Origin of the sequence: Motilibacter rhizosphaerae (assembly GCF_004216915.1) — a bacterium.
GTDB classification, from domain to species: Bacteria; Actinomycetota; Actinomycetes; order Motilibacterales; family Motilibacteraceae; genus Motilibacter; species Motilibacter rhizosphaerae.
On sequence record NZ_SGXD01000002.1, the window covers coordinates 771,396 to 791,343 of the forward strand.

Annotated in this window: 21 protein-coding genes; 7 read left to right on the forward strand and 14 right to left on the reverse strand. The window is 74.4% G+C overall.

What is annotated here, in order from left to right:
- Nucleotides 1-7: 7 nt before the first annotated feature.
- Entirely contained in the window at nucleotides 8-1,072 is a 1,065-nt protein-coding gene (gene chvE / locus EV189_RS09085) for a multiple monosaccharide ABC transporter substrate-binding protein (RefSeq protein WP_407938126.1), read from the reverse strand.
- Nucleotides 1,073-1,276: 204 nt separating this feature from the next.
- Between chvE and EV189_RS09090 the strand changes: the two genes are divergently transcribed.
- Complete coding sequence (locus EV189_RS09090) at nucleotides 1,277-2,086, forward strand: class I SAM-dependent methyltransferase (protein ID WP_130492577.1); 810 nt, start codon at nucleotides 1,277-1,279, stop codon at nucleotides 2,084-2,086.
- Here EV189_RS09090 and EV189_RS09095 read toward each other — a convergent pair.
- The 8 genes from EV189_RS09095 to EV189_RS09125 are packed head-to-tail and all read right to left on the reverse strand — an operon-like array spanning nucleotide 1,997 to nucleotide 7,615.
- Nucleotides 1,997-3,085 carry a GGDEF domain-containing protein gene (locus tag EV189_RS09095; protein WP_165400213.1) on the reverse strand — a complete coding sequence of 363 codons (1,089 nt, stop codon included), beginning with the start codon at nucleotides 3,083-3,085 and terminating at the stop codon, nucleotides 1,997-1,999. The two genes, EV189_RS09090 and EV189_RS09095, sit on opposite strands and share 90 nt — an antisense overlap.
- Nucleotides 3,086-3,123: 38 nt before the next feature.
- Nucleotides 3,124-3,564: a pilus assembly protein TadG-related protein gene (locus tag EV189_RS09100; RefSeq protein WP_130492579.1), complete on the reverse strand. Its 441-nt coding sequence runs from the start codon at nucleotides 3,562-3,564 to the stop codon at nucleotides 3,124-3,126.
- Complete coding sequence (locus EV189_RS09105) at nucleotides 3,561-3,965, reverse strand: hypothetical protein (RefSeq protein WP_130492580.1); 405 nt, start codon at nucleotides 3,963-3,965, stop codon at nucleotides 3,561-3,563. The genes EV189_RS09100 and EV189_RS09105 overlap by 4 nt, the downstream gene beginning before the upstream one ends.
- Complete coding sequence (locus tag EV189_RS09110) at nucleotides 3,962-4,345, reverse strand: TadE/TadG family type IV pilus assembly protein (RefSeq protein WP_165400214.1); 384 nt, start codon at nucleotides 4,343-4,345, stop codon at nucleotides 3,962-3,964. Before EV189_RS09110 ends, EV189_RS09105 begins: the two co-directional genes overlap by 4 nt.
- A 2-nt stretch (nucleotides 4,346-4,347) precedes the next feature.
- Nucleotides 4,348-4,560, reverse strand: a complete 213-nt coding sequence (locus EV189_RS20170; RefSeq protein WP_165400151.1) for a hypothetical protein — start codon at nucleotides 4,558-4,560, stop codon at nucleotides 4,348-4,350.
- 36 nt (nucleotides 4,561-4,596) lie between these two features.
- Nucleotides 4,597-5,532: a type II secretion system F family protein gene (locus EV189_RS09115; protein ID WP_231116212.1), complete on the reverse strand. Its 936-nt coding sequence runs from the start codon at nucleotides 5,530-5,532 to the stop codon at nucleotides 4,597-4,599.
- Complete coding sequence (locus EV189_RS09120; protein WP_130492582.1) at nucleotides 5,529-6,389, reverse strand: type II secretion system F family protein; 861 nt, start codon at nucleotides 6,387-6,389, stop codon at nucleotides 5,529-5,531. Before EV189_RS09120 ends, EV189_RS09115 begins: the two co-directional genes overlap by 4 nt.
- Before the next feature lie 2 nt (nucleotides 6,390-6,391).
- Nucleotides 6,392-7,615 (reverse strand): CpaF family protein, encoded by a 1,224-nt coding sequence (locus tag EV189_RS09125; protein ID WP_130492583.1) that lies wholly within the window; start codon nucleotides 7,613-7,615, stop codon nucleotides 6,392-6,394.
- Nucleotides 7,616-7,770: 155 nt separating this feature from the next.
- Here EV189_RS09125 and EV189_RS09130 point away from each other — a divergent pair, with 155 nt between their 5' ends.
- The 3 genes from EV189_RS09130 (at nucleotide 7,771) to EV189_RS09140 (ending at nucleotide 11,327) form a co-directional block, all read left to right on the forward strand.
- Nucleotides 7,771-8,394, forward strand: coding sequence for an HAD-IA family hydrolase (locus EV189_RS09130; protein WP_231116213.1), 624 nt, complete (start codon nucleotides 7,771-7,773; stop codon nucleotides 8,392-8,394).
- Nucleotides 8,395-8,495: 101 nt separating this feature from the next.
- Nucleotides 8,496-10,577: a CARDB domain-containing protein gene (locus tag EV189_RS09135; protein ID WP_130492584.1), complete on the forward strand. Its 2,082-nt coding sequence runs from the start codon at nucleotides 8,496-8,498 to the stop codon at nucleotides 10,575-10,577.
- A gap of 48 nt (nucleotides 10,578-10,625) precedes the next feature.
- Nucleotides 10,626-11,327 (forward strand): HNH endonuclease family protein, encoded by a 702-nt coding sequence (locus EV189_RS09140; protein ID WP_231116214.1) that lies wholly within the window; start codon nucleotides 10,626-10,628, stop codon nucleotides 11,325-11,327.
- 76 nt (nucleotides 11,328-11,403) lie between these two features.
- Here the strand turns inward: EV189_RS09140 and EV189_RS09145 are convergent, their stop codons facing one another.
- Nucleotides 11,404-12,768 (reverse strand): DUF222 domain-containing protein, encoded by a 1,365-nt coding sequence (locus EV189_RS09145; RefSeq protein ID WP_165400215.1) that lies wholly within the window; start codon nucleotides 12,766-12,768, stop codon nucleotides 11,404-11,406.
- Nucleotides 12,769-13,384: 616 nt separating this feature from the next.
- Nucleotides 13,385-14,110, reverse strand: a complete 726-nt coding sequence (locus tag EV189_RS09150) for a YqjF family protein (RefSeq protein WP_130492586.1) — start codon at nucleotides 14,108-14,110, stop codon at nucleotides 13,385-13,387.
- A gap of 62 nt (nucleotides 14,111-14,172) precedes the next feature.
- Here EV189_RS09150 and EV189_RS09155 point away from each other — a divergent pair, with 62 nt between their 5' ends.
- Nucleotides 14,173-15,003, forward strand: a complete 831-nt coding sequence (locus EV189_RS09155) for a sulfurtransferase (RefSeq protein WP_130492587.1) — start codon at nucleotides 14,173-14,175, stop codon at nucleotides 15,001-15,003.
- Nucleotides 15,004-15,021: 18 nt separating this feature from the next.
- Here EV189_RS09155 and EV189_RS09160 read toward each other — a convergent pair whose 3' ends face one another.
- From EV189_RS09160 to EV189_RS09170, 3 genes are read right to left on the reverse strand one after another with little or no spacing between them, the layout of a single operon-like run.
- Nucleotides 15,022-16,491, reverse strand: a complete 1,470-nt coding sequence (locus tag EV189_RS09160) for an ATP-binding protein (RefSeq protein ID WP_130492588.1) — start codon at nucleotides 16,489-16,491, stop codon at nucleotides 15,022-15,024.
- An 8-nt stretch (nucleotides 16,492-16,499) separates the two neighbouring features.
- Nucleotides 16,500-18,182, reverse strand: a complete 1,683-nt coding sequence (locus EV189_RS09165) for an FAD-dependent oxidoreductase (RefSeq protein ID WP_231116215.1) — start codon at nucleotides 18,180-18,182, stop codon at nucleotides 16,500-16,502.
- Nucleotides 18,183-18,443 (reverse strand): ubiquitin carboxyl-terminal hydrolase 14, encoded by a 261-nt coding sequence (locus tag EV189_RS09170; protein WP_130492589.1) that lies wholly within the window; start codon nucleotides 18,441-18,443, stop codon nucleotides 18,183-18,185. It lies immediately after the preceding gene.
- 191 nt (nucleotides 18,444-18,634) lie between these two features.
- Between EV189_RS09170 and EV189_RS09175 the strand changes: the two genes are divergently transcribed.
- On the forward strand, nucleotides 18,635-19,240 hold the full coding sequence (locus tag EV189_RS09175) for an AIM24 family protein (protein ID WP_130492971.1): 606 nt from the start codon (nucleotides 18,635-18,637) through the stop codon (nucleotides 19,238-19,240).
- Nucleotides 19,241-19,243: 3 nt separating this feature from the next.
- On the forward strand, nucleotides 19,244-19,939 hold the full coding sequence (locus EV189_RS09180) for an AIM24 family protein (RefSeq protein WP_130492590.1): 696 nt from the start codon (nucleotides 19,244-19,246) through the stop codon (nucleotides 19,937-19,939).
- Nucleotides 19,940-19,948 lie beyond the last annotated feature (9 nt).

Sequence of the window (19,948 nt, forward strand, 5' to 3'; positions counted from 1 at the left end):
TCCCGTCTCAGCCGAGGTCGCTGGACTTGTAGTAGCCGCCATCGATGAGGACGGTCTGGAGGTTCGCCTTCGTCACGAGGACGGGCTGGAGCAGGAACGTCGGGACGACCTTGACCCCGTTGTCGTAGGTCTTGGTGTCGTTGATGTCCGGCGTCTGGCCGTTGAGGATCTTGTCCGTCATCTCGACGGCGACCTTCGCGAGCTCGCGGGTGTCCTTGTAGATCGTGGAGTACTGCACTCCGGTGTTGACGAGCTTGACCGAGTCGAGCTCGGCGTCCTGCCCGTCCACGACCGGGAGCTTCTTGCCCTTGCCGTAGCCGTGGGCCTGCAGCGAGCCGATGACGCCGCGGGCGATGCCGTCGTTCGGCGCGAGGACCGCGTCGAGGGTGACCGCGGCGTCGGGGCCGGCGAGCAGCGTGTCCATGCGCGCGGCAGCGGTCTTGCCGTCCCACTTGGGCGTCGCGACGGTCTTGAAGTCGGTCTGCCCCGACGGCACGACGAGCTTGCCGGAGGTGATGTACGGCTGCAGCACGCTCATCGCGCCGTTGAAGAAGAACGTCGCGTTGTTGTCGTCGGGGGACCCGGCGAACAGCTCGATGGTCTTCGGCGCCGCCGCGGTCTTCAGCCCGAGGGCGTCGACCAGCGAGTTCGCCTGGAGCACGCCGACCTTGAAGTTGTCGAAGGTGGCGTAGTAGTCGATGTTGCCGCTGCCGCGGATGAGGCGGTCGTAGGCGATGACCGGGATGCCCGCGGCCTTCGCCTTGTCGAGCTCGGCCTTGAGGGCCGTGCCGTCGACCGAGCCGATGATGAGCGCCCGCACGTGGTGCTGGATCATCTCGTCGATCTGCGCGTTCTGCTTCTGCGCGTCGTCGCCGGCGTACTGCAGGTCGGTCTTGTAGCCCAGGGCCTGGAACTGCTTCTGCATGTTCTGCCCGTCCTGCACCCACCGGGCCTGCGCGGTCGTGGGCATGGGCAGCCCGATCGTGCCGGCGTCGGTGTCGGCGCCCGAGCCGACAGCGGTCGACCCGCTGCCGGCGCAGGCGCTGAGCAGCGCCGAGCTCGCGACGGCCACGACGGCCAGGCGCGGGAAGAGACGTCGCACGAGTTCCTCCTCGGATGCCAACCGGTTGGCGGCGTTCACCCTCATGTCGGCTGACCGGGTGACGACTTGAGAGGAACATCACCTGGTTCACATGGTGAGACGTGCTTCTCAGATCGCGGACAACGGCGCTAGCGTCCTCATCACGAAGGAACCCCGACCAGGGAAGGCATCCTGATGAGCGGCCGATACACGCACGGGCACCACGACAGCGTCCTGCGCTCCCACCGGTGGCGGACGGCGGAGAACTCCGCGGCGTACCTCCTGCCGCACCTCCTCCCTCACATGGCGGTCCTGGACATCGGGTCGGGCCCCGGGACGATCACCGCCGACCTCGCCGAGCGGGTCCCGCAGGGCAGCGTCACCGCCCTGGAGATCAGCGAGGAGGCCATGGCGCTGACGCGGGCCGAGGTCGAGCGGCGCGGGCTGCCCAACGTGTCGTACGCGGTCGGCGACGTCCACGCCCTCGACTTCCCCGACGCCACCTTCTGCGTCGTGCACGCCCACCAGGTGCTGCAGCACGTGGCGGACCCGGTACAGGCGCTGCGCGAGATGCGCCGGGTGACCAAGCCCGGCGGCTTCATCGCCGTGCGCGACGGGGACTACGCGGGCTTCACGTGGTACCCGGAGCTGCCGGAGCTGGACCGCTGGCTGGAGCTCTACCAGCGCGCGGCCCGCGCCAACGGCGGCGAGCCGGACGCCGGGCGGCGGCTGCTGGCCTGGGCGCACGCGGCCGGGCTGGAGGACGTCACTGCCGGCGGGAGCTCCTGGTGCTACGCGACGCCCGAGGACCGGGACTTCTGGGGCGGCATGTGGGAGAAGCGGGTCGTGGAGTCGGCGCTCGCCGAGCAGCTCCTGCGCGAGGGGCTGGCCGACGCGGAGGAGCTGGCGGCGGTCTCAGCCGCGTGGCGCCGCTGGGCCGACGACCCCGACGGGTGGCTGCTCGTGCCCCACGGCGAGATCCTCGCCCGGGTGCCCAGGGAGTAGGGCGGCGCGCCCGCGCCCGGCGCGCTTCGCCTCGTAGAGGGCGGCGTCGGCCGCGGCGTACAGCGCCCGGAGGTCGCGGGCGTGCGTCGGCGCGTGCGCGCAGCCTGCGCTCACGCTGACCGGCAGGAGCGTGCCGTCCGGCAGCTCGACCGGCGACGACGCCACCGCGGCGACGATGTCGTCGGCGCGGCGCAGGCCGACCTCGGGCGAGCAGCCGGGCAGCAGCAGGGCGAACTCGTCGCCACCCAGGCGGGAGGCGACGTCGCCGGCCCGGGCGGAGGACGACAGCACGTCGGCGACGTGGCGCAGGACCGCGTCGCCGACGGGGTGGCCGTGCCGGTCGTTGACGGCCTTGAAGCGGTCGAGGTCGACGATGACGAGGACCGTGCCGTCGTCCGTGCCGGACAGCGCGCACTCGGCGGCCTCGTCGAGCACGCGGCGGTTCGCGAGCCCGGTCAGCACGTCGGAGGCGGCCTGCCGTCGCAGCACCGCGACCAGCGCGTCCTGCCGGGCGCCGGAGCGGACCAGCAGCGACGTGAACGCGAGCGCGGTGACGAGGAAGTAGCCGACGTCGGCCACGGCGTGCGCCGGCGTCGAGAGCTGGAGGCTGAGCGCCAGGTCGGCGCCGCAGGCCGCCGCCGTGACGAGCCACGCGGCGGTCGGGCGCAGGGTCGACGCGGCGTACAGCGTGGGGTAGTAGAGCACCACCTGGCCGCCGAACGTCGCGTCCGAGGTGATGACGTCGAGCGCGTAGACGGCACCGACGCCCGCCAGCGCGTACGCGCAGCAGGTGGCCTCGGGCAGCCGCTCCGGGTGGCGCGCCAGCACGGCGCTGAGCAGGAGGAACAGCGGGGCGACGGTGTCGATGGCGATGCCCTGCGCGAGCGAGGACGGCCGCGCGACGACGAGCGTCACGAGCGAGGCAGCCGCCGACAGCGCGACGGCCGTCCGGAAGGCCACGCGCGGCTCGCGCGGGGCCACCCGCTCCTGCCAGCTCACGCGGACCCGATCGGCAGGACCGCGCTCCGAATGAGCCCTCAGCGCAGCGGGGAGTCGGCGCTCGCCGTCGCCGTGAGGGTCACGCCGCCGTGCGCGAGCAGCCGGGACGCCAGCGGCAGGGTCGCGTGCCCGGTCAGCGTGACGGTGACCGACGTGCCGGTCGGGCTGACCCGCACCGCGACGAGCCGGACGGCGTAGCGGCGGCCGACCGGTGTCCGCTCGAGGTACGCCGCGGCCCGCTCCCCCGCCCGAGCCTGGTCGACGGGCAGCGCGGTGAGCCCGCCGGCGTAGACCTGGTCCTGGTCGACGGCGCCCGCCGCGCTCAGCGCGGCCCCGTCCGCGGCGGCGGACAGCGCCTCCCGCGCGAGGAACGCGCTCGAGGCGTCAGCGAGGACGACGAGGAGCCCGACGACGACGGCGGCGACCCCGAGCACCAGGGGGACGACGGTCCCGGTCTCGTCGCTGCGTAGCCGGCTCACCGGTAGTCGTCCACGACGGAGGTGCCGGTGCCGCTGAGGCGGACCGCGCGCCGGGAGAGGGAGCGGGGCAGGAACGGCAGGCGCACCGTGGTCTGCAGCCGCACCGTGACGTACGCGCCGGGGTCGAGCGTGCCGTCCGCAGTGACCTCCACGTCGTCCGGGTCCACCCCGAAGTCGCCGAGGGCGACCGCTGCCGCTGCTCGGGCCCGGGCCTCGGCCTCCGACGGGGCCCCGCCCGGCGTCGTCACGTACGCGCGGCTGGCGTCGCGAGCGGCTGCGGCCACGGCGTACGCGGTGGACTGGACGGTGCTCGCCGCCACCAGCACCCAGACGAGCGGCACGAGCAGCAGCAGGGCGAGCCCGAAGACCTCGATCGTCGCCGACCCGTCGTCGGAGCTCACCGGCCCTCCTCGAGGGCGTGCGCGCGGACGCTGAGGTGCGCGGTGCCGGCGAACCAGCCCACGAGGGGGACGCCGGCGTGCAGCTCGACCCAGACGGTGGGGACGCCCTCGACGCGCTCGCGCCCGGAGGCGGCGGTCGGCCGCAGCCGGGGGAAGGAGCCGCGGGCCAGCGAGCGGGCGTGGTCGGCGCCGTCGGACGGCGTACGGTCGGCGGCCGCCGCCACGCGCGCGCCCTCGGCCGCCTCCGCCCGCAGCGTGGTCCGGACGTGGAGGACCACACCGACCTGGACGAGGGCGAGGAGCATCGCCGCCAGCGCCGTCGTCGAGACGACGAACTCCACCAGCGTGGAGCCGTCGTCCGAGCGGACGCGCTGCAGCACGGCTACTTCACCGAGGCCAGGGCGTTGGTGAGCATGGTGTCGAGGGCGGTCTTCGCCACGCCCCACAGGACGACGACGATGCCGGCCGTCATGACGGTGATCATCACCCAGGCGGGGATGTCGCCGCGGTCGTCGGCGAGGCGGCGGGCGACCGCGCCCTGGACGCGCAGGGCGCAGCGGGTGGCGGCGAGGGACGGGGACATGGTGGACGACACGGTCTTCTCCTGGTGGTGGGACATCAAGGGGGTCTGCTAGCCGGCGAGGTGGAGGGTGATGAGCCCGGGGAACAGCGCGAACGCCACGGTCACGGGCAGCACGAGGAAGACGACCGGGACCATCATGGCGATCTCCTTGCGGCCACCGGCTTCCAGCAGCGCGCGGCGGCCCATCTCCCGGACGTCCGTGGCCTGGGCGCGGAGCACGTCGGCCAGCGGCGTCCCCCGGTCGACGGCGACGGCGACACCGTCGGCGAAGCGCGCGAGGGCCGCGAGGCTCGTCCGCTCGGCGATGCCCTCGAGCGCGACGACCAGCGACGCTCCGGCGCGGGCGTCGGCGAGCGCCCGGCCGAGCTCGCGGGAGAGCTCACCGCCGCCGAGCGCGCAGACGCGCTCGAGCGCTCCGCTCGCACCCTCGCCCGCGCTGACGGACAGGGCGAGGAGCTCGGCGATCGTCGGGAACTCCGCGACCATCCGCTGCTCGCGGCGGCGGACGGCGGCGCCCAGGGCGTAGTCGCGGGCGAGGACGCCGCCGACGGTCGCGAGGCCGCAGAGGACCAGCAGCGGCGCAGGCGATCCTCGCCCGTCGCTCAGCAGGACCAGGGACAGCGCGAGGGCGCCGGCGAGTCCTCCGCTCCCCCACAGCACCTGCTGCGCGCGGAACTGCTCGACGGTCGTGCCGTCGCCGAGCTGGTCGAGCCGGCGGCGCACGGAGGCCGTGCCGCCGAGCAGCCGCTCCAGCCGGTGGGCGGCGTCGCGGATCAGCGGGCCGGCGATGCGCTCCAGCGTCGGGAACGGCGTGAGCACGTGCGCGTCGGCGAGCAGACGGGAGACGCGCGGGGTGTCGCGGAGGTACGGCGCCAGCCGGTCGTCCAGCGTCGGTCGGCGCAGCACCGGCATCCGCAGGACGACGAGGGCGAGGCCGCCACCGCCCAGCAGGCCGACGAGCGCGCCGGCGAGGGCCGGGTTCACCGCAGCACCCGCTCGTCCTCGGGCAGCCGGCCGACCGCGACCATGATCCGGTACGCCAGCAGGCAGATCCCGCCACCGACGAGCAGGACGAGCGCGCCCGCCGCGGAGTCGTAGGCGCGCACGCCCTCCGGGTTGGTCGCGAGCATCGCGAGGACGATCCAGGGTGCGGCCACCGCGAGGCGGGCGCCGTTGACCGTCCAGCTCTGCCGGGCGTGCAGCTCCGCACGCGAGCGGGCGTCCTCGCGGAGGAACGACGAGAGGGTACGCAGCAGCCGCCCGAGGTCCGAGCCGCCGACCTCGCGGGCGATGCGCAGCGACTCGACGATGCGGTCTCCCACCGGGTCGGCCAGCCGCTCCTTGAGCCGGTCGAGGCAGGCGTCGAACCGCCCGGTGGCGCGGTAGTCCTCGCCGAAGCGGGCGAAGGGCTCGCGCAGCTGCTCGGGGCCTCGCACGCCGACCTGCGTGAGCGCCTCGGGCAGGGAGAGCCCGGCGCGTACGCCGCTGGCGAGGTTGTCGACGACCTCGGGCCACAGCTCACGCAGGTCCGTACGCCGTCGCTGGCGGCGGTGGCGCACGAGCGTCACCGGCGCGGAGGCGGCGAGCACCCCGAAGGCGGCCGCGACGACGGGAGATCCGGAGAGCGCGAGCATGGCGAGCAGCACGACGACGCCTGTGCCGAAGCAGCTGAGGACCAGCGCGTTCGGCGTCACCCCCGTGATCCCGGCCTGGGCGAGCATCTCCGCGGTCGCGGCACGCCAGCCGGGACGCGCCTTCGGCCGCGCCTCGCGGACCGGGCCGACGGACTGCAGCAGCAGCAGGGCTCCTGCCCCCAGCAGGAGTCCGAGGAGGGCACCCACGGTCAGCTGCCCCCGAGCAGGCGGACGAGGTCGAGGCCCGCGGCCGCGAAGCGGTCCTGGTGCGGCGGCCAGCCGTCGGCGCGCACGAGCGCGCCGTCGCGCGTCACGAACAGGTCGGCGGTCTCGACGACGCCGCCCTCGACACGCCCTGGTACGGCGAGGATCTCGCGGACCCGCCGCTTGCCGTCGAGGTCCGTCGCCGCGTGGACGACGACGTCGATGCAGGAGGCAACGGTCGGCACGACGAACTGGTAGGAGACGTTCTCCCCTGCCAGCAAGGGGAGCGTGCACAGCTTGGCGACGGCCTCACGGGCGCTGTTCGCGTGGATGGTGCACATGCCGGGCAGTCCGGAGTTCAAGGCGATCAGCAGGTCCAGGCTCTCCTCCTGCCGCACCTCGCCGACGACGATGCGGGAGGGCCGCATGCGCAGGGCCTCCTTGACGAGGCGGCGCAGCCGGATCTCGCCCGTACCCTCGAGGCTCGGCTGCCGGCACTGCAGCGCGACGCAGTCGCTGAGGGGCGCCTTGAGCTCGAAGGTCTCCTCGCAGGTGATGACGCGCTCGCGGGCAGGAACCGCTGCCAGCAGGCAGTTCAGCAGGGTCGTCTTGCCCGCCTGCGTGCCGCCGGCGACGAGGATGTTGAGCCCGGCCGCGACGGCCGCGTCGAGGAAGCGGGCGGCCTGGGGCGTCAGCGTACCGAGCGCCACGAGGTCGTCGAGGTGCGTCGCCCGGGCCACGAACTTCCTGATGTTGACGGACCAGCTGTGCCGGGTGATGTCGGGGATGACGACGTGCACGCGGCTGCCGTCGGGCAGCGAGGCGTCGACGAACGGCGAGCTCACGTCGACCCGGCGCCCGGAGCTCTTCAGCATCCGCTCGACGAGGTCGCGGACCTCCTGGGCACTCAGCACCGTCGTCGTCAGCTCGGCGACCCCGTGGCGGGCGACGAACACCTTGCTGGGCTCGTTGACCCAGATCTCCTCGACCGTCGGGTCGTCGAGGAACCGCTGCAGCGGACCGAATCCTGCGACCGCGTCGAACACGTCGCGGGCGACGACGTCGGCGTCGTCGAGGACGGGGAGGCGCCCGTCGAGGCTGCGGTCGTCGTACTCGGCGATGACGTCGTCGACGAGGCGGCGGACCGCGCCCGGGTCGGTGACGGGGTCGATGCCGCGCCGGCGGACGAGCTCGCGGACCTCGTCCTCCACCACCGTGACGGCGCGCACGCTGCCCTCCCCCGCTCTGCGCCCGCCAGCCGGTCGCGTGGGAGCCAGAGTGCGGGACGCGCGCGGTCCCTCATGCGCTATCCACAGGGTTTCCCCTCGCGGGGCGGAAGATCGACACGGTGGGTGACGGGACGCAGCCGCTATGCTCCGCGACCGTGGACTCCGTGCGCGCCTTCCTCTTCGACATGGACGGCACGCTCGTCGACTCCGACGCGGCCGTGGAGCGGGCGTGGACCCGCTGGGCCGCCGAGTACGCCGTGGACCCCGAGGTCGTCCTCGCCGTCGCCCACGGGGTGCCCTCCGACGCGACGGTCGCGCGCGTACGCCCCGACCTCTCGGCTGCGGACGCGCGGGTGGCCTCGCTGCGCCAGCTCGAGCTGCAGTACGACGACCTCGTGGACGTCGTCGCCTGCCCGGGCGCCCACGAACTGCTGGCGGCGGTCGAGGCCGCCGGGATCCCGTGGGCGGTCGTGACCAGTGCGGACGACCGGCTCGCCGCGAACCGGCTCGGCGCCGCGGGGATCGTGGCGCCGCTGCTCGTCACCGTGGATGACGTGACGGTGGACGGCGTGGTGCACGGCAAGCCCGACCCGGAGGGCTACCTGCTCGCCGCGCGCGAGCTCGGCGTCGACCCGCGCGAGTGCCTGGTCGTCGAGGACTCCCCCGGCGGCGTACGGGCCGGGCGGGCCGCCGGCGCGACGGTCGCCGGGCTCAAGGGCGTCGAGGCGGACCTCGCGCTGACGAGCCTGCTGGACCTGCTGCCGCACGTCACCCGTTAGGGCGCAGGGTCCTGGGACCAATGGCCCTGTTCTCCGGACAGATGCGCAGCGTGCGCCTACGGTGACTTCCGGTCACAGAACCGGATGGAGTGCTTCCCCCTATGTCCCGTTCCCCTCGCTCGCTGCGCCTGCTAACGCGTCTCCTCGTCGTCCCCGTCCTCGCCGGCGGCGCCCTCGTCCCGGCCGTCGACGCAGCCGCGCAGCCCGCGCTCACGACGCTCACCGGCACCGTCCTCCAGGTCCACGGCGCGCCGCCGCCCCCCGGCAGCCACGAGCCCGAGGACGTCCGCGCCGCGGTCCAGGTCGGGGACCGCGTCCTCGAGCTCGACGGGGTCGACGCGGAGTCCCTCCCGTCCGGAGCGCCCGTCCAGGTGCGTGGACGGGTCGAGGGCGCCTCGCTCGACGTCGGCGTCACCGGCGGCACGCTGCGCCAGCTGGGAGCCGCCCCCGTCAAGGCCACCGCGACCGGCGTCCGCTCGCTGCTCGCGATCAACGTCTCCTGGCCGGGCGGCACGCTGCACGAGACGCCCGCGCTGGAGGACGCGTTCCTCTTCGGGCCGGACGACCGCTCCGTGCAGAGCTGGTACGCCGACGTCTCCGCCGGACGGCTCTCCTGGACCGGCGCGGAGACGCCCCAGCTGAGCGTCACCGACCCCGGGACCTGCGACCTGTACGCGCTGAGCGACCGCGCGCAGGCCGCCGCGGTCGCCGCGGGGTACGACCCCTCCGCATACAGCGCGATCATCATCAACGCCCCCGCCCTGCACTGCCCCTCCGCCGGCTACGGCGAGGTCGGCGGCCGGCGCACCTGGGTGCAGGACGGGCTGTGGGACCTCTCCAGCGGCTACGGCCGGCTCGTCGCCACCCACGAGATCGCGCACGCGCTCGGTCTCTTCCACTCCCACGGCCTCGAGTGCGGCTCGCTCACCGACTCCGCGGAGTGCGAGGCCGCGTCGGCGACGACGAGCAACGAGGAGTACGGCAACGCCTGGGACGCCATGGGCAACAACTGGCCCGGCGACGTGTCCGACGCGGTGGCGGAGTTCAGCGCGCCGCAGCTGCTCGCCCTCGGGTGGCTGCCCTCGGACGCCGTCCGCGACGTCACGGCCAGCGGCCAGTACGCCCTGGCCCCGCTCGAGCAGTCGGACGCGACCGGCGCCCGCGTGCTCGTGCTGTCGTCCGGGGCGCGCCGCTACTACGTCGAGTACCGGCAGCCGATCGGCCAGGACGCGTTCATGGCCGGCTTCCCCGCCTCGGTCTCGGGCGTGCACATCGCCGTCCGCGACACCGGCAGCACCGACACCGCTGCCTTCGCGCTCGACACGACGCCGCACGCGAACCAGCCCGGCGACTACACCGACTTCTACGACGCCCCGCTGCAGCCGGGCAGCACCTTCACCGACCCGGCCGGCGACGTCTCGATCACGGCGCTCGGCTCGGGCCGGGTGCAGGTGCAGGTCGGTGGCAGCGCGCCCGACCTCGTGGTCGACGCCGTCACCACCAGCCCGACCACCGTGCTCGCCGGCAGCGCCGTCCACCTGTCCGCGACGCTGCGCAACGCCGGGACTGCCGCGCTGCCCGCCGGGCAGTCGCTGCGGGTCGCCTTCCTGCTCGCCGGCTCGCCCGTCGCCTGGTACGACGGCGTTCCCGGTCCGCTCGCTCCTGGCGCCAGCACGACCGTGACCGCCACCGCGGGCCCGGGCGGCGGGACGTGGACGCCGACCGCCGCCGGCACGTACGGCCTCAAGGCGGTCGCGGACGACGACGGCCGGGTGACCGAGTCCGACGAGTCCGACAACGCGCTGCGCGTGCGCGTCTCCGTGGTGGCGCCGCTGCCCGACCTCTCGGTCTCCGCCGTCTCGTGGACGCCGAGCGTGCCGCAGCCCGGCAGCACGGTCCGCTTCACCGCGACCGTGCGCAACACCGGCGACGCCGCGACCGTGGCCGGAGCGCCGCTGCACGTGCAGTTCCTCGTCAACGGGTCGCCGGTCGGCGCGTACGCGGGTCCCACCCCGAGCATCGCCCCCGGGGGAAGCGCGACGCTGAGCGCGACCGGGACCTGGTCGGTGCCGAAGGCCGGTGACTTCCGGGTCAAGGCGACCGTCAACGACGACCGCGCGGTGCGCGAGGTGAGCACGGACGACGACACGCTGCGGGTGACGCTGACGGTGCCGCGCGGCTGACGGGCTCTCGTCGGGGGTGCTGTCGGTGGGGTGGTCGAGGATGCCCGGGTGCTCCTCGACCACCCGGCTGCCCGGCGCCTGCACGTGCTGCTGCTCCTCTGCCTGGCCGTCCTGCTCTCGGGGTGCTGGTCGTCGACCCCGGCGTCGTCCGGCTCCCCCGGCGCTGCCGGCAGTGCGGTGGACGCGCTGCAGCGGCTGCCGGTCGCGAGCCGGGTCGCCACGGGCTACCGCCGGGCGGCCTTCGGGGACGGGTGGCTCGACCTCGACGGTGACGGCTGCAGCACCCGGCAGGAGGTGCTGCGCCGGGACCTGACCGGCGTCCGGCTGTCCGGCCTGTGCACGGTGGACAGCGGGCGCCTCGCCGACCCGTACACCGGGCGGGTGGTGGTGTTCCAGCGCGGCCCGCGCACGAGCGCCGACGTGCAGGTCGACCACGTCGTCGCCCTCGCCGACGCCTGGCGCACGGGGGCCGCGGGGTGGTCAGCGGCGCGTCGTGAGCGCTTCGCGAACGACCCGCTCGAGCTCCTCGCGGTGGACGGCGAGGTCAACCAGGACAAGGGCGACGGCGACGCTGCCCAGTGGCTGCCCCCGCTCCCCTCCGCCCGCTGCGCCTACGTCGCGCGGCAAGTGGCCGTGAAGACGGCCTACGGCCTGGCGGTACGCCCGAGCGAGCGCTCCGCGATGCTCCGCGTGCTGGGCACGTGCCCGGGCCAGCGACTGCCGAGTGCGCGTTCGTCCGCGGTGCGCTGACACGCCGCTGGCCCCGCCAGCTGCTGCCGGCGGGGCGCTCGTGCTCTGCTCGTGCTGGAGGTGGGTGCCGGTCGGGTCAGGCGGCGCAGGGTTGGGGTTCTGGTCGTGCTTCGTAGACCCGGCCAAGGGGTGTGCGGTGGGCGATGGTCCCGTCGGGGAGCAGGGTGGTGGTCCAGCCCCACCAGGTCTTGAGGTTGTGATGCAGCCGGCACCGGGGGCAGAGGTTGCGGCAGGTGGTGTGGCCGCCGCCCGGGTCGTCGGGATCGCCAGTGCCTGGAGCTTCGTGGTTGAAGGGCACGGTGTGGTCGACGTCGCAGCGGCTCGCGGGGACCGAGCACGTCGGGTGCCCGCAGTGCAGCCACAGCGCCGTCACCCGTGCGCGCTGGGCTGCGGTGGGTTGGTAGCGCAGGCGGTGGAGGTCCAACAGCCGGCCCTCGGGGTCGGTGATCGCGAGCTGCCAGGTCCCGTCGCTCGCGAGCAGGCGGCCGAGGTCGGCGGGGATCGGGCCGTGGCCCACGAGGTGCGCGGGGTCCTCGGCGAGGCCGAGGAGCGTGGCGGCGGAGATCTGCACCTGCACCGCCACCGGCGCGGCCGTCCTCGTCAGCGCAGGGAGGAAGTCGCCGTCCGCGGTCGGGTCGAGCAGCACGGAGCACACCGCGACGAGCGCGTCGGCGCGTGACCCGGCCCTCGCCCCGAACCCGCGGTCGGCGGTGGGCAGGTCGCGGGCGATCCGGTCGAGCGCGCCGCACACGACCTGCGCCTCGTCCGCCGTGAGCAGCGCGCGGATCTCGGCCATCCCATCGGGCAGCGGGGTGACCCGCACGCTCCGCTGCTGGACGGCGGCGGCGTGCCGCTCCGCCGCCCCGCGCGGGTCGAGCTTCGCCACCGCGCGGCGCACGTCGCGGCGCAGCTCGCTGACCGTCCGCTCCGGCGCGCGGCGCAGCACCGCCGCCTCCAGCGCCGGGACGTCCTCGTCGGCGAGGACGGACGCCTCGTCCACGATCACGCGGGCGTGCGCGGGGGACAGGTGACCCTCGGTGAGCAGCCACCGCGTACCGGGGTGGCGTGTCGTCAGTAGCAGTGCGCCGTCGACCATCGCGGCGGTCCCGCGCTCGGTCATGCGCAGCGCGAGCGCCATCTCCGCCCGCGCTGAGGCTTCTGCCCCGCCGCCCCGCGCCGCGTCCGGCACTGCCTCCGCGGTCGCCGTCGTGATCTGCCCGTAGGCCGAGGCGACGAGCTCCGCCTTCACCGCGGCCGCCACCGCCTCCACCCGCGCGCAGGCCTGCACCAGCGCCAGCCGGGCATCCGCGAGCACCACGGACTCCGGCCGGGACGATGCAGCACCCTCACCCGCCAGTGCCCACGCCCGCAGCAGGCCTTCGTCGCGACTCAGCTGCTGCACCAGCGACAGCAGCATCGGCCCCGCAGCCACCTGCTCCACGGCCCTTGCGAACGGCAACCCCGGTCCAGGCAGCGCGACGACCCCGGGCACCGGGCGGACGGGCAACCCGTCACCCCGCTCAGGACCATCACTCGAACGCATGTTCGAATATTATCTCAGCACGGCACCGCGGACAAGGGCGGCGACCGAGCCAACTCCCCTTCCGCGACCCAGCACCCGACCGCACGACCAGATCGGTCACGTCGGTGTCCGGAGTGCGAAGCCTGCCGACGCCCCGGCGCTCTCCCCCGTGCTGCTCGTCGAAGGGCGGCGTCGGCTCAGTGGGTCAGTGATGACCGGGGCCGCGTGCAGTCGCAGCGCGAGCGGCCCCACGATGCGCATGATCACGCCGGGCGGGACTCGCGCCCAGAAGTGCTTGATCACGGAGGAAGGAGGGGGCACGACGCCCACCACCGCAGAGGGCGCCCGTGACGTGCATGAGCACGGGGCCACCAGGCAGCACCCACGGCCCCCAAGCCTCCGCGCCAAGAAGTGCATGATCGCGGGGAGATGGGGCGCGCCCCACGCCCACGCCCACGCCCACGTCGACGCCCACGCCGACGTCCGGGCCCAAGACCTGCATGATCACGAGGAGAGCGGGGCAGCGTCCGAAGCCCTACCGGACCAGCTGCGGCACCCCGAACACCGTCCGCACGCCGCTCGTGAACCGCACCCGCTCGGGCAGTCCCGCGACCTCGACCCCCGCCTCCGCGCACAGCGAGTCGCGCAGCTCCAGCACCTCGGCCGAGCGCAGGGGCCAGGGGCCGTGCTCGTTGGGCACCCACCAGGTACGCCCCAGGTGCGCGGCGTGCAGGCCCCAGCGCGCGGTGAGGAAGACGTCGAGGTCGTCGGGCTCGACCTCCTGTCCCACGCGCAGCCTGAGGTCGAGCGAACCACCGCCGCGGCGCCGGACGGACGACCACGACCGCTCGTCGCCGTCGACCGCCGCCGTCATCCGCGCCCACCGGTACGGCAGCCCGTACACCGCCTGCGCTCCGAGGACGGGCAGCAGCCGGTCGGCGTCGAGGCTGCGGAAGACGACGCCGTGCCGGCCCTCGTCGTCGACGGAGTAGAGCCGGACGTTGGTCTCGAGGAAGGTGCCGAGCCACGGCACCGGGAACCGCCGTCCCAGCCCGGCCCCGACCATCGAGAACGGCACGAGCCCGACCCACGTGCTGCCGTCGTGCTCGTCAGGGCGGCTGCCCCGGGGGAAGAACGGCGCCACCGCCGCGGAGTCCACGCGCCAGTGGAGGAACGCCAGGTCGCGCCACTGCTGACCCAGCACCGCGGGGCCGCCGAGCGGCGGCGCGGCGACCGGGAAGCCGACGGGGAGGGCAGCCACCCGCCCAGCCTCGCAGGGGCGAACGGCACGCGCACGCGAGAGCGCCGTGGTGGGATGGCGGGATGATCCCCCCGGTCGTCGACCTCGCGTGGCTGCAGGCGCTGCCCGACGGGCAGGCCAGCGTCCTCGCCGACGTGCGCCACTACCTCGACGGGCGCGACGCGCGCGCCGCGTTCGACACCGCCCACCTGCCCGGTGCGGTGTTCGTCGACCTCGAGCGCTGGCTCGCGGGGCCGGCGAGCCCGGAGGAGGGTCGGCACCCGCTGCCCGACCCCGCGGTCTTCGCGGAGGGCCTGGCCCAGCTCGGCATCGCCCCGGGGACGGTGGTCGTGGCGTACGACGACGCCGGCGGTGTCATGGCGGCGCGCCTCGTCTGGATGCTGCGGGTGCTCGGCGAGCCCGCGGCCCTGCTCGACGGCGGCCTCACGGCGTACACCGGTCCGCTGGAGCGCGACGAGCAGCCGCGTACGCCGGTCGACGTCCCCGTCCGCCCGTGGCCGCCGGAGGCGCTGGCCGAGCTCGACGAGGTCGCCCGCCTCGGGGCCGGCACCGTGCTCCTCGACGCGCGGCAGGCCGAGCGCTACCGCGGCGAGGTCGAGACCGTCGACCCGCGCGCCGGCCACATCCCCGGCGCGCGCAGCCTGCCGTGCCGGGAGAACCTCGACCCCAGCGGCCGCTTCCTCCCGGTCGAGCAGCTCCGCGCCCGCTTCGCCGCGGTCGGGGTCGACGGCACCGGCGACGTCGTCTCGTCGTGCGGCTCCGGCGTCACGGCGTGCCACACGCTGCTGGCCCTCGAGCACGCCGGGCTGGGGACGGGCCGGCTCTACGTCGGCTCCTGGTCGCAGTGGAGCGCGGACCCGGCCCGGCCCGGCGCGACCGGCGAGCAGCCCTAGCCGACCGGAACGGCCGGCCTAGTCCCCGGCGGGTACGGGCGTCACCGGCGCGACCAGCGGGAGCCGTACCTGGAACCGCGTGTCCCCCGGCTCGGACAGCACGCGGATGTCGCCGCCGTGCTTCGTCACGACGATGCGCCAGGAGATGTCGAGCCCGAGCCCCGTCCCCTCCCCCACCGGCTTCGTGGTGAAGAACGGCTCGAAGATGCGCTCGCGCAGGTCGGCCGGGATGCCGGGACCGGTGTCGCCGATCTCGACGAGCGCGCACTCGCCGTCGCGCGCGGTGCGCACCGTCAGCGTGCCGCGCCCGCCCATCGCGGCGAGCGCGTTGTCGATGAGGTTGGTCCAGACCTGGTTGAGCTCCGCGGCGTACGCCGGGACCTTCGGCAGCGTGCGGTCGAAGTCCTTGACCAGCTGGACGTCCGGGCCGATCCGCCGGCTCAGCATGACCAGCGTCGCCTTGAGCCCCTCGTGGAGGTCGACGTCCTGGTAGGGCGCGCGGTCGAGCTGGGAGTACTGCTTCGCCGCGCCGACGAGGGTCGAGATCCGGGTCGTCGCGTCGGCGAGCTCGTCGAGCAGCAGCTCGGTCTCGAGCGCCGAGGCCAGCCAGCGCACCGCGCCCTCGAGGAACTCCGCTGAGGTCTGGGTCTGGATCCGGTCGAGCCAGCCGACGTCGAGCCCCGCGGCGACGATGGTGGGCGCGATGTCGTAGCCGCCCTCGATCCCGTGGTCCTCCAGCCAGTCCGCGACCTCGTCCTCGCGCTGGCTCGTCTCGAGCACGGACAGCTCCTCGGCCGCGCCGATGCCGTTGACCGCCTCCTCCTGCGCCGCCGCGAGCTTGGCCAGCTGCTCGCCGTCGAGGTCGCCGGAGGCGAGCATCGCGAGCTTGTGCCGGACGATGCCCAGCCGCTCGCGCAGCAGCGAGGCCGCTCGCGCGGCAGCGGCGGCCGGGTTGTTGAGCTCGTGGGTCAGCCCCGCCGAGAGGGAGCCGAGGGCGATGAGCCGCTCGCGCTGACCGACGAGCGTGTTGCTCGCCTGCAGCCCGACGAAGAGCCCCTCCAGCAGGTGGATCGCCATCGGGAACCACGTGCGGACGGCCTCCGCGAACTCCTCGGCGGGGATCACGAGCACGGTGGTGTCCGTGACCGCGCGCATGCTGTTGTTGTACGGACGGGTGCCGCCGTCGCTGCTGACGACGTAGGCCTGGGTCGCTCCGCCGTAGGCCCCGCGGTAGTCGCTGCGGGTGATCTCGACCTCGTCGCGCTGGACCCGACGGGTCAGCGCGATCGAGCCCGACAGCAGGACGACGAAGGCGACCGCGGGCTCGCCCTCGGTGTAGACGTCGCCCCCTGCGGCGACGTCGACGACGAAGTGGTGCCCGGCGATCCACTCGAGCTGGTCTGCGTGGAGGGACTCGAACAGCACCAGGCTGCGCAGCTCCTCGGCCGGCAGCCGCCGGCCGGTGTCGGTGCGGAGGTCTGCGCTCACGGGGGCTCCTAGGACCGGTCGAGGTAGCGGTGCACGAGCGAGACGGCCATGGCGCCCTCGCCGACGGCGGACGCCACCCGCTTCACGGAGGCGGAGCGGACGTCGCCGGCGACGAACACCCCGGGGACGCTCGCCTCCAGGTGGAACGGGTCCCGGTCCTCGTTCCATCCCGCGGGCCGCCGGCCGTCGACGAGCAGGTCGGGACCGGTGAGCACGAAGCCCGCCGCGTCGCGCAGGACCAGCCCGTCGAGCCACTCGGTCATGGGGGCCGCCCCGATGAACACGAAGCAGTACGACGCCGGCACCTCCGTCACCTCGCCGGTCGCGCTGTCCCGCAGCGACAGGCGCTCCAGGTGGTCCTCCCCGTGCGCCGCGACGACCTCGGTGCACGTGCGCACCTCGACGTTGGGGATCCCGGCGAGCTGCTCGACGAGGTAGTGCGACATCGAGGCCTCGAGCCCGCTGCCCCGCACGAGGATGACGACGCGGTCGGCGAAGCGGGAGAAGAAGACGGCGGCCTGCCCCGCCGAGTTGGCGCCGCCGACGATGTAGACGTCGCTGCCGGCGCACGACGGACCCTCGGTGGCCGCCGAGCCGTAGAACACCCCGCGCCCGGTCAGCTCCTCGACGCCGGGCGCCGCGAGCCGCCGGTAGGACACGCCCGTCGCCACGACGACCGAGTGCGCCGAGATCCGCGACCCGTCGCTGAACTCCACGACCCGGGCTGAGCCCTCGGCCCGCAGCGCCACCACGTCGCGCGTGGTGAGCAGCTCGGCGCCGAACTTCGTCGCCTGCCGGCGCGCGCGCTCGGTCAGCTGGCTGCCGCTGACGCCGTCGGGGAAGCCGAGGTAGTTCTCGATCCGCGAGGAGGTCCCCGCCTGCCCGCCGGTCGCCTTGCGCTCGGCGAGCAGGGTGCGCAGCCCCTCCGACGCGCCGTAGACCGCCGCGCCCAGCCCGGCGGGGCCGCCGCCGACGATGACGAGGTCGTAGAACTCGCCGCTCGGCTCGGTGCTCAGCCCGACCGCCTGCGCCAGCTCGGCGAGGCCCGGGGACTTCAGCGGGGTGCCGGACGGGGGCACGACGAGCGGGACGTCGTCGTCCCCGGCGCCCGCGGCCTCCAGCAGCCGCCGCCCCTCCGGGGAGTCGCTGGTGAACCAGCGGTAGGGCACGGAGTTGCGGGCGAGGAAGTCGCGTACGGCGTGGGACGGCGCCGACCACCGGTGGCCGACGACCTTCGTCTCCGCGACGGTCGTCTCCCCCAGCGCGCGCCACGTCTCGATGAGCGAGTCCACGACCGGGTAGAGCTTGTCCTCCGGCGGGTCCCACGGCTTGAGCAGGTAGTGGTCGACGTCGACGACGTTGATCGCCTGGATCGCGGCCTCGGTGTCGGCGTACGCGGTGACGAGCGCGCGCCGCGCGCCCGGGAACAGGTCCATGGCCTGCTCGAGGAACTCGATGCCGTTCATCTGCGGCATGCGGTAGTCCGAGAGGACGGCCGCGACCCGCTCGCCGCGCAGCTTGACCTCGCGCAGCGCCTCGAGCGCCTCCGCGCCGGACGAGGCCCGCAGGATGCGGAACCCCTCGGCGTAGCGGCGCCGCAGGTCGCGCGCGATGGCCCGGGAGACCGCCGGGTCGTCGTCGACGGTGAGCAGGATGGGGCGGGGACCCTCGGGCCCGGGCGCCTCCGCCACCTAGACGACCGCCTCGTCGACGAAGCACCAGCGCCAGTCCTCGCCCGGCTCGAACGAGCGCATGACGGGGTGGCCGACGGCCTGGAAGTGCTTGGTGGCGTGGCGCTGCGGCGAGGAGTCGCAGCAGCCGACGTGCCCGCAGGACAGGCAGAGCCGCAGGTGGACCCAGGAGGTCCCCTCGCGCAGGCAGTCCTCGCAGCCCTCCGTGGTGGACGGCTCGACGGGCGTCAGCCCCGCGACGTGCTCGCAAGTGGTGCTCATGGGGGGTCCCTCCGCTCGACCGGCGCTCGCTCCCGAACCGTAACCCGCTGCCCGCCGGCTGCGCAGCCGGCGTTCGCTGAGGGCAGTGCTCGGCGCGGGTCCTGGGCCTGGCGGGGGGTGGTGCGGCAGACTGCGCGCGGGGTCCGGGACCGCCGGCCCGCAGGCGGGGAGGTGCTGTGGCGCAGTTCCGGATGAACGGCTCACGGGTGCTCGAGGTGCAGCTCGCGGGGGACGCCGTACGCGCCCTGACGGGCTCGATGGTCGCCTACGAGGGCACCGTGACGTTCAAGAACGCCGGCATGGGCGGGGGTGGCGGCCTCAAGGCCGCGCTGAAGCGCAAGGTGACCGGTGAGTCGCTCGAGCTCATGGAGGTGTCCGGGCAGGGCGTGGTCTACCTCGCCTCCAACGCGACCGAGGTGGAGCTCGTCCAGCTGCAGGGCGACACCCTGCACGTCGAGTCGAGCGCGCTGCTCGCCATCGAGAGCACCCTGCGCACGGACGTCGCGTTCGCCGGCCTGCGCGGGGCTTCGAGCGGCCAGGGCCTGTTCACCACGACGGTGAGCGGGGCCGGCACCTGCGCGGTCCTCTCCGACGGGCCGATGATCGCCCTCGAGGTCTCCCCGCAGTACCCCCTCGTCGTCGACCCCGACTGCTTCATCGCCCACCGCGGCCAGCTCCAGCAGTCCTTCGTCACCGACGTCTCCTGGAAGACGGCGTTCGGCGAGGGCAGCGGCGAGAACTACAGCCTGTCCTTCAACGGGTCCGGCATCGTCTACATCCAGCCCGCGGAGCGCTGAGCGATGGCCTACGAGAAGATCAACAGCAAGGTCGTCAAGGTCCAGCTCGGCGCGCCCGTCGTCGCCCGCAAGGGCGCGATGCTCGCGTACAAGGGCGAGGTCACCTTCGTCCCGCACGGCATGCCCGGCGGGATGGGCGGCATGGCGGGCATGGCCGGCATGGCGGGCCACGGGGGCGGCGGCTTCGGCGGCATGGCCGGGCAGCTGCTGCAGCGCGCAGCCGGCGAGCACGTCTCGATGATGGAGGCGGTCGGCCAGGGCGAGGTCTGGTACGGCTTCCGCGGCCAGCACGTCACCGTGCTCGAGCTGACCGGCCAACAGCTCCAGGTCGAGGCCGACCGCCTGCTCGTGCACGACAGCGGGCTGCAGTCCTCCACCGTCCAGGTCGGACAGGGCGGCGTGCGCGGCGCGATCTCCGGGATGGCGTCGGGCCAGGGCCTGTTCACCACGCAGCTGTCCGGCCACGGCTCGGTCGCCGTGGTCTCGCACGGCGGCACCTTCGCCATCGAGGTCGACCCGTCGCGCCACGTCGCCGTCGACCCGCAGTCCTACATCGCCGCGCTCGGACAGCTCAGCGTCACCGTCGGGGCCAAGGTCGGCTGGCGCGACGCCGTGGGCCGCGGGTCCGGCGAGGCGATCCAGCTGCAGGTGACCGGGCACGGCACGGTCTACGTCCAGGCGTCCGAGCAGAAGCCCTGAGGAGCCGCA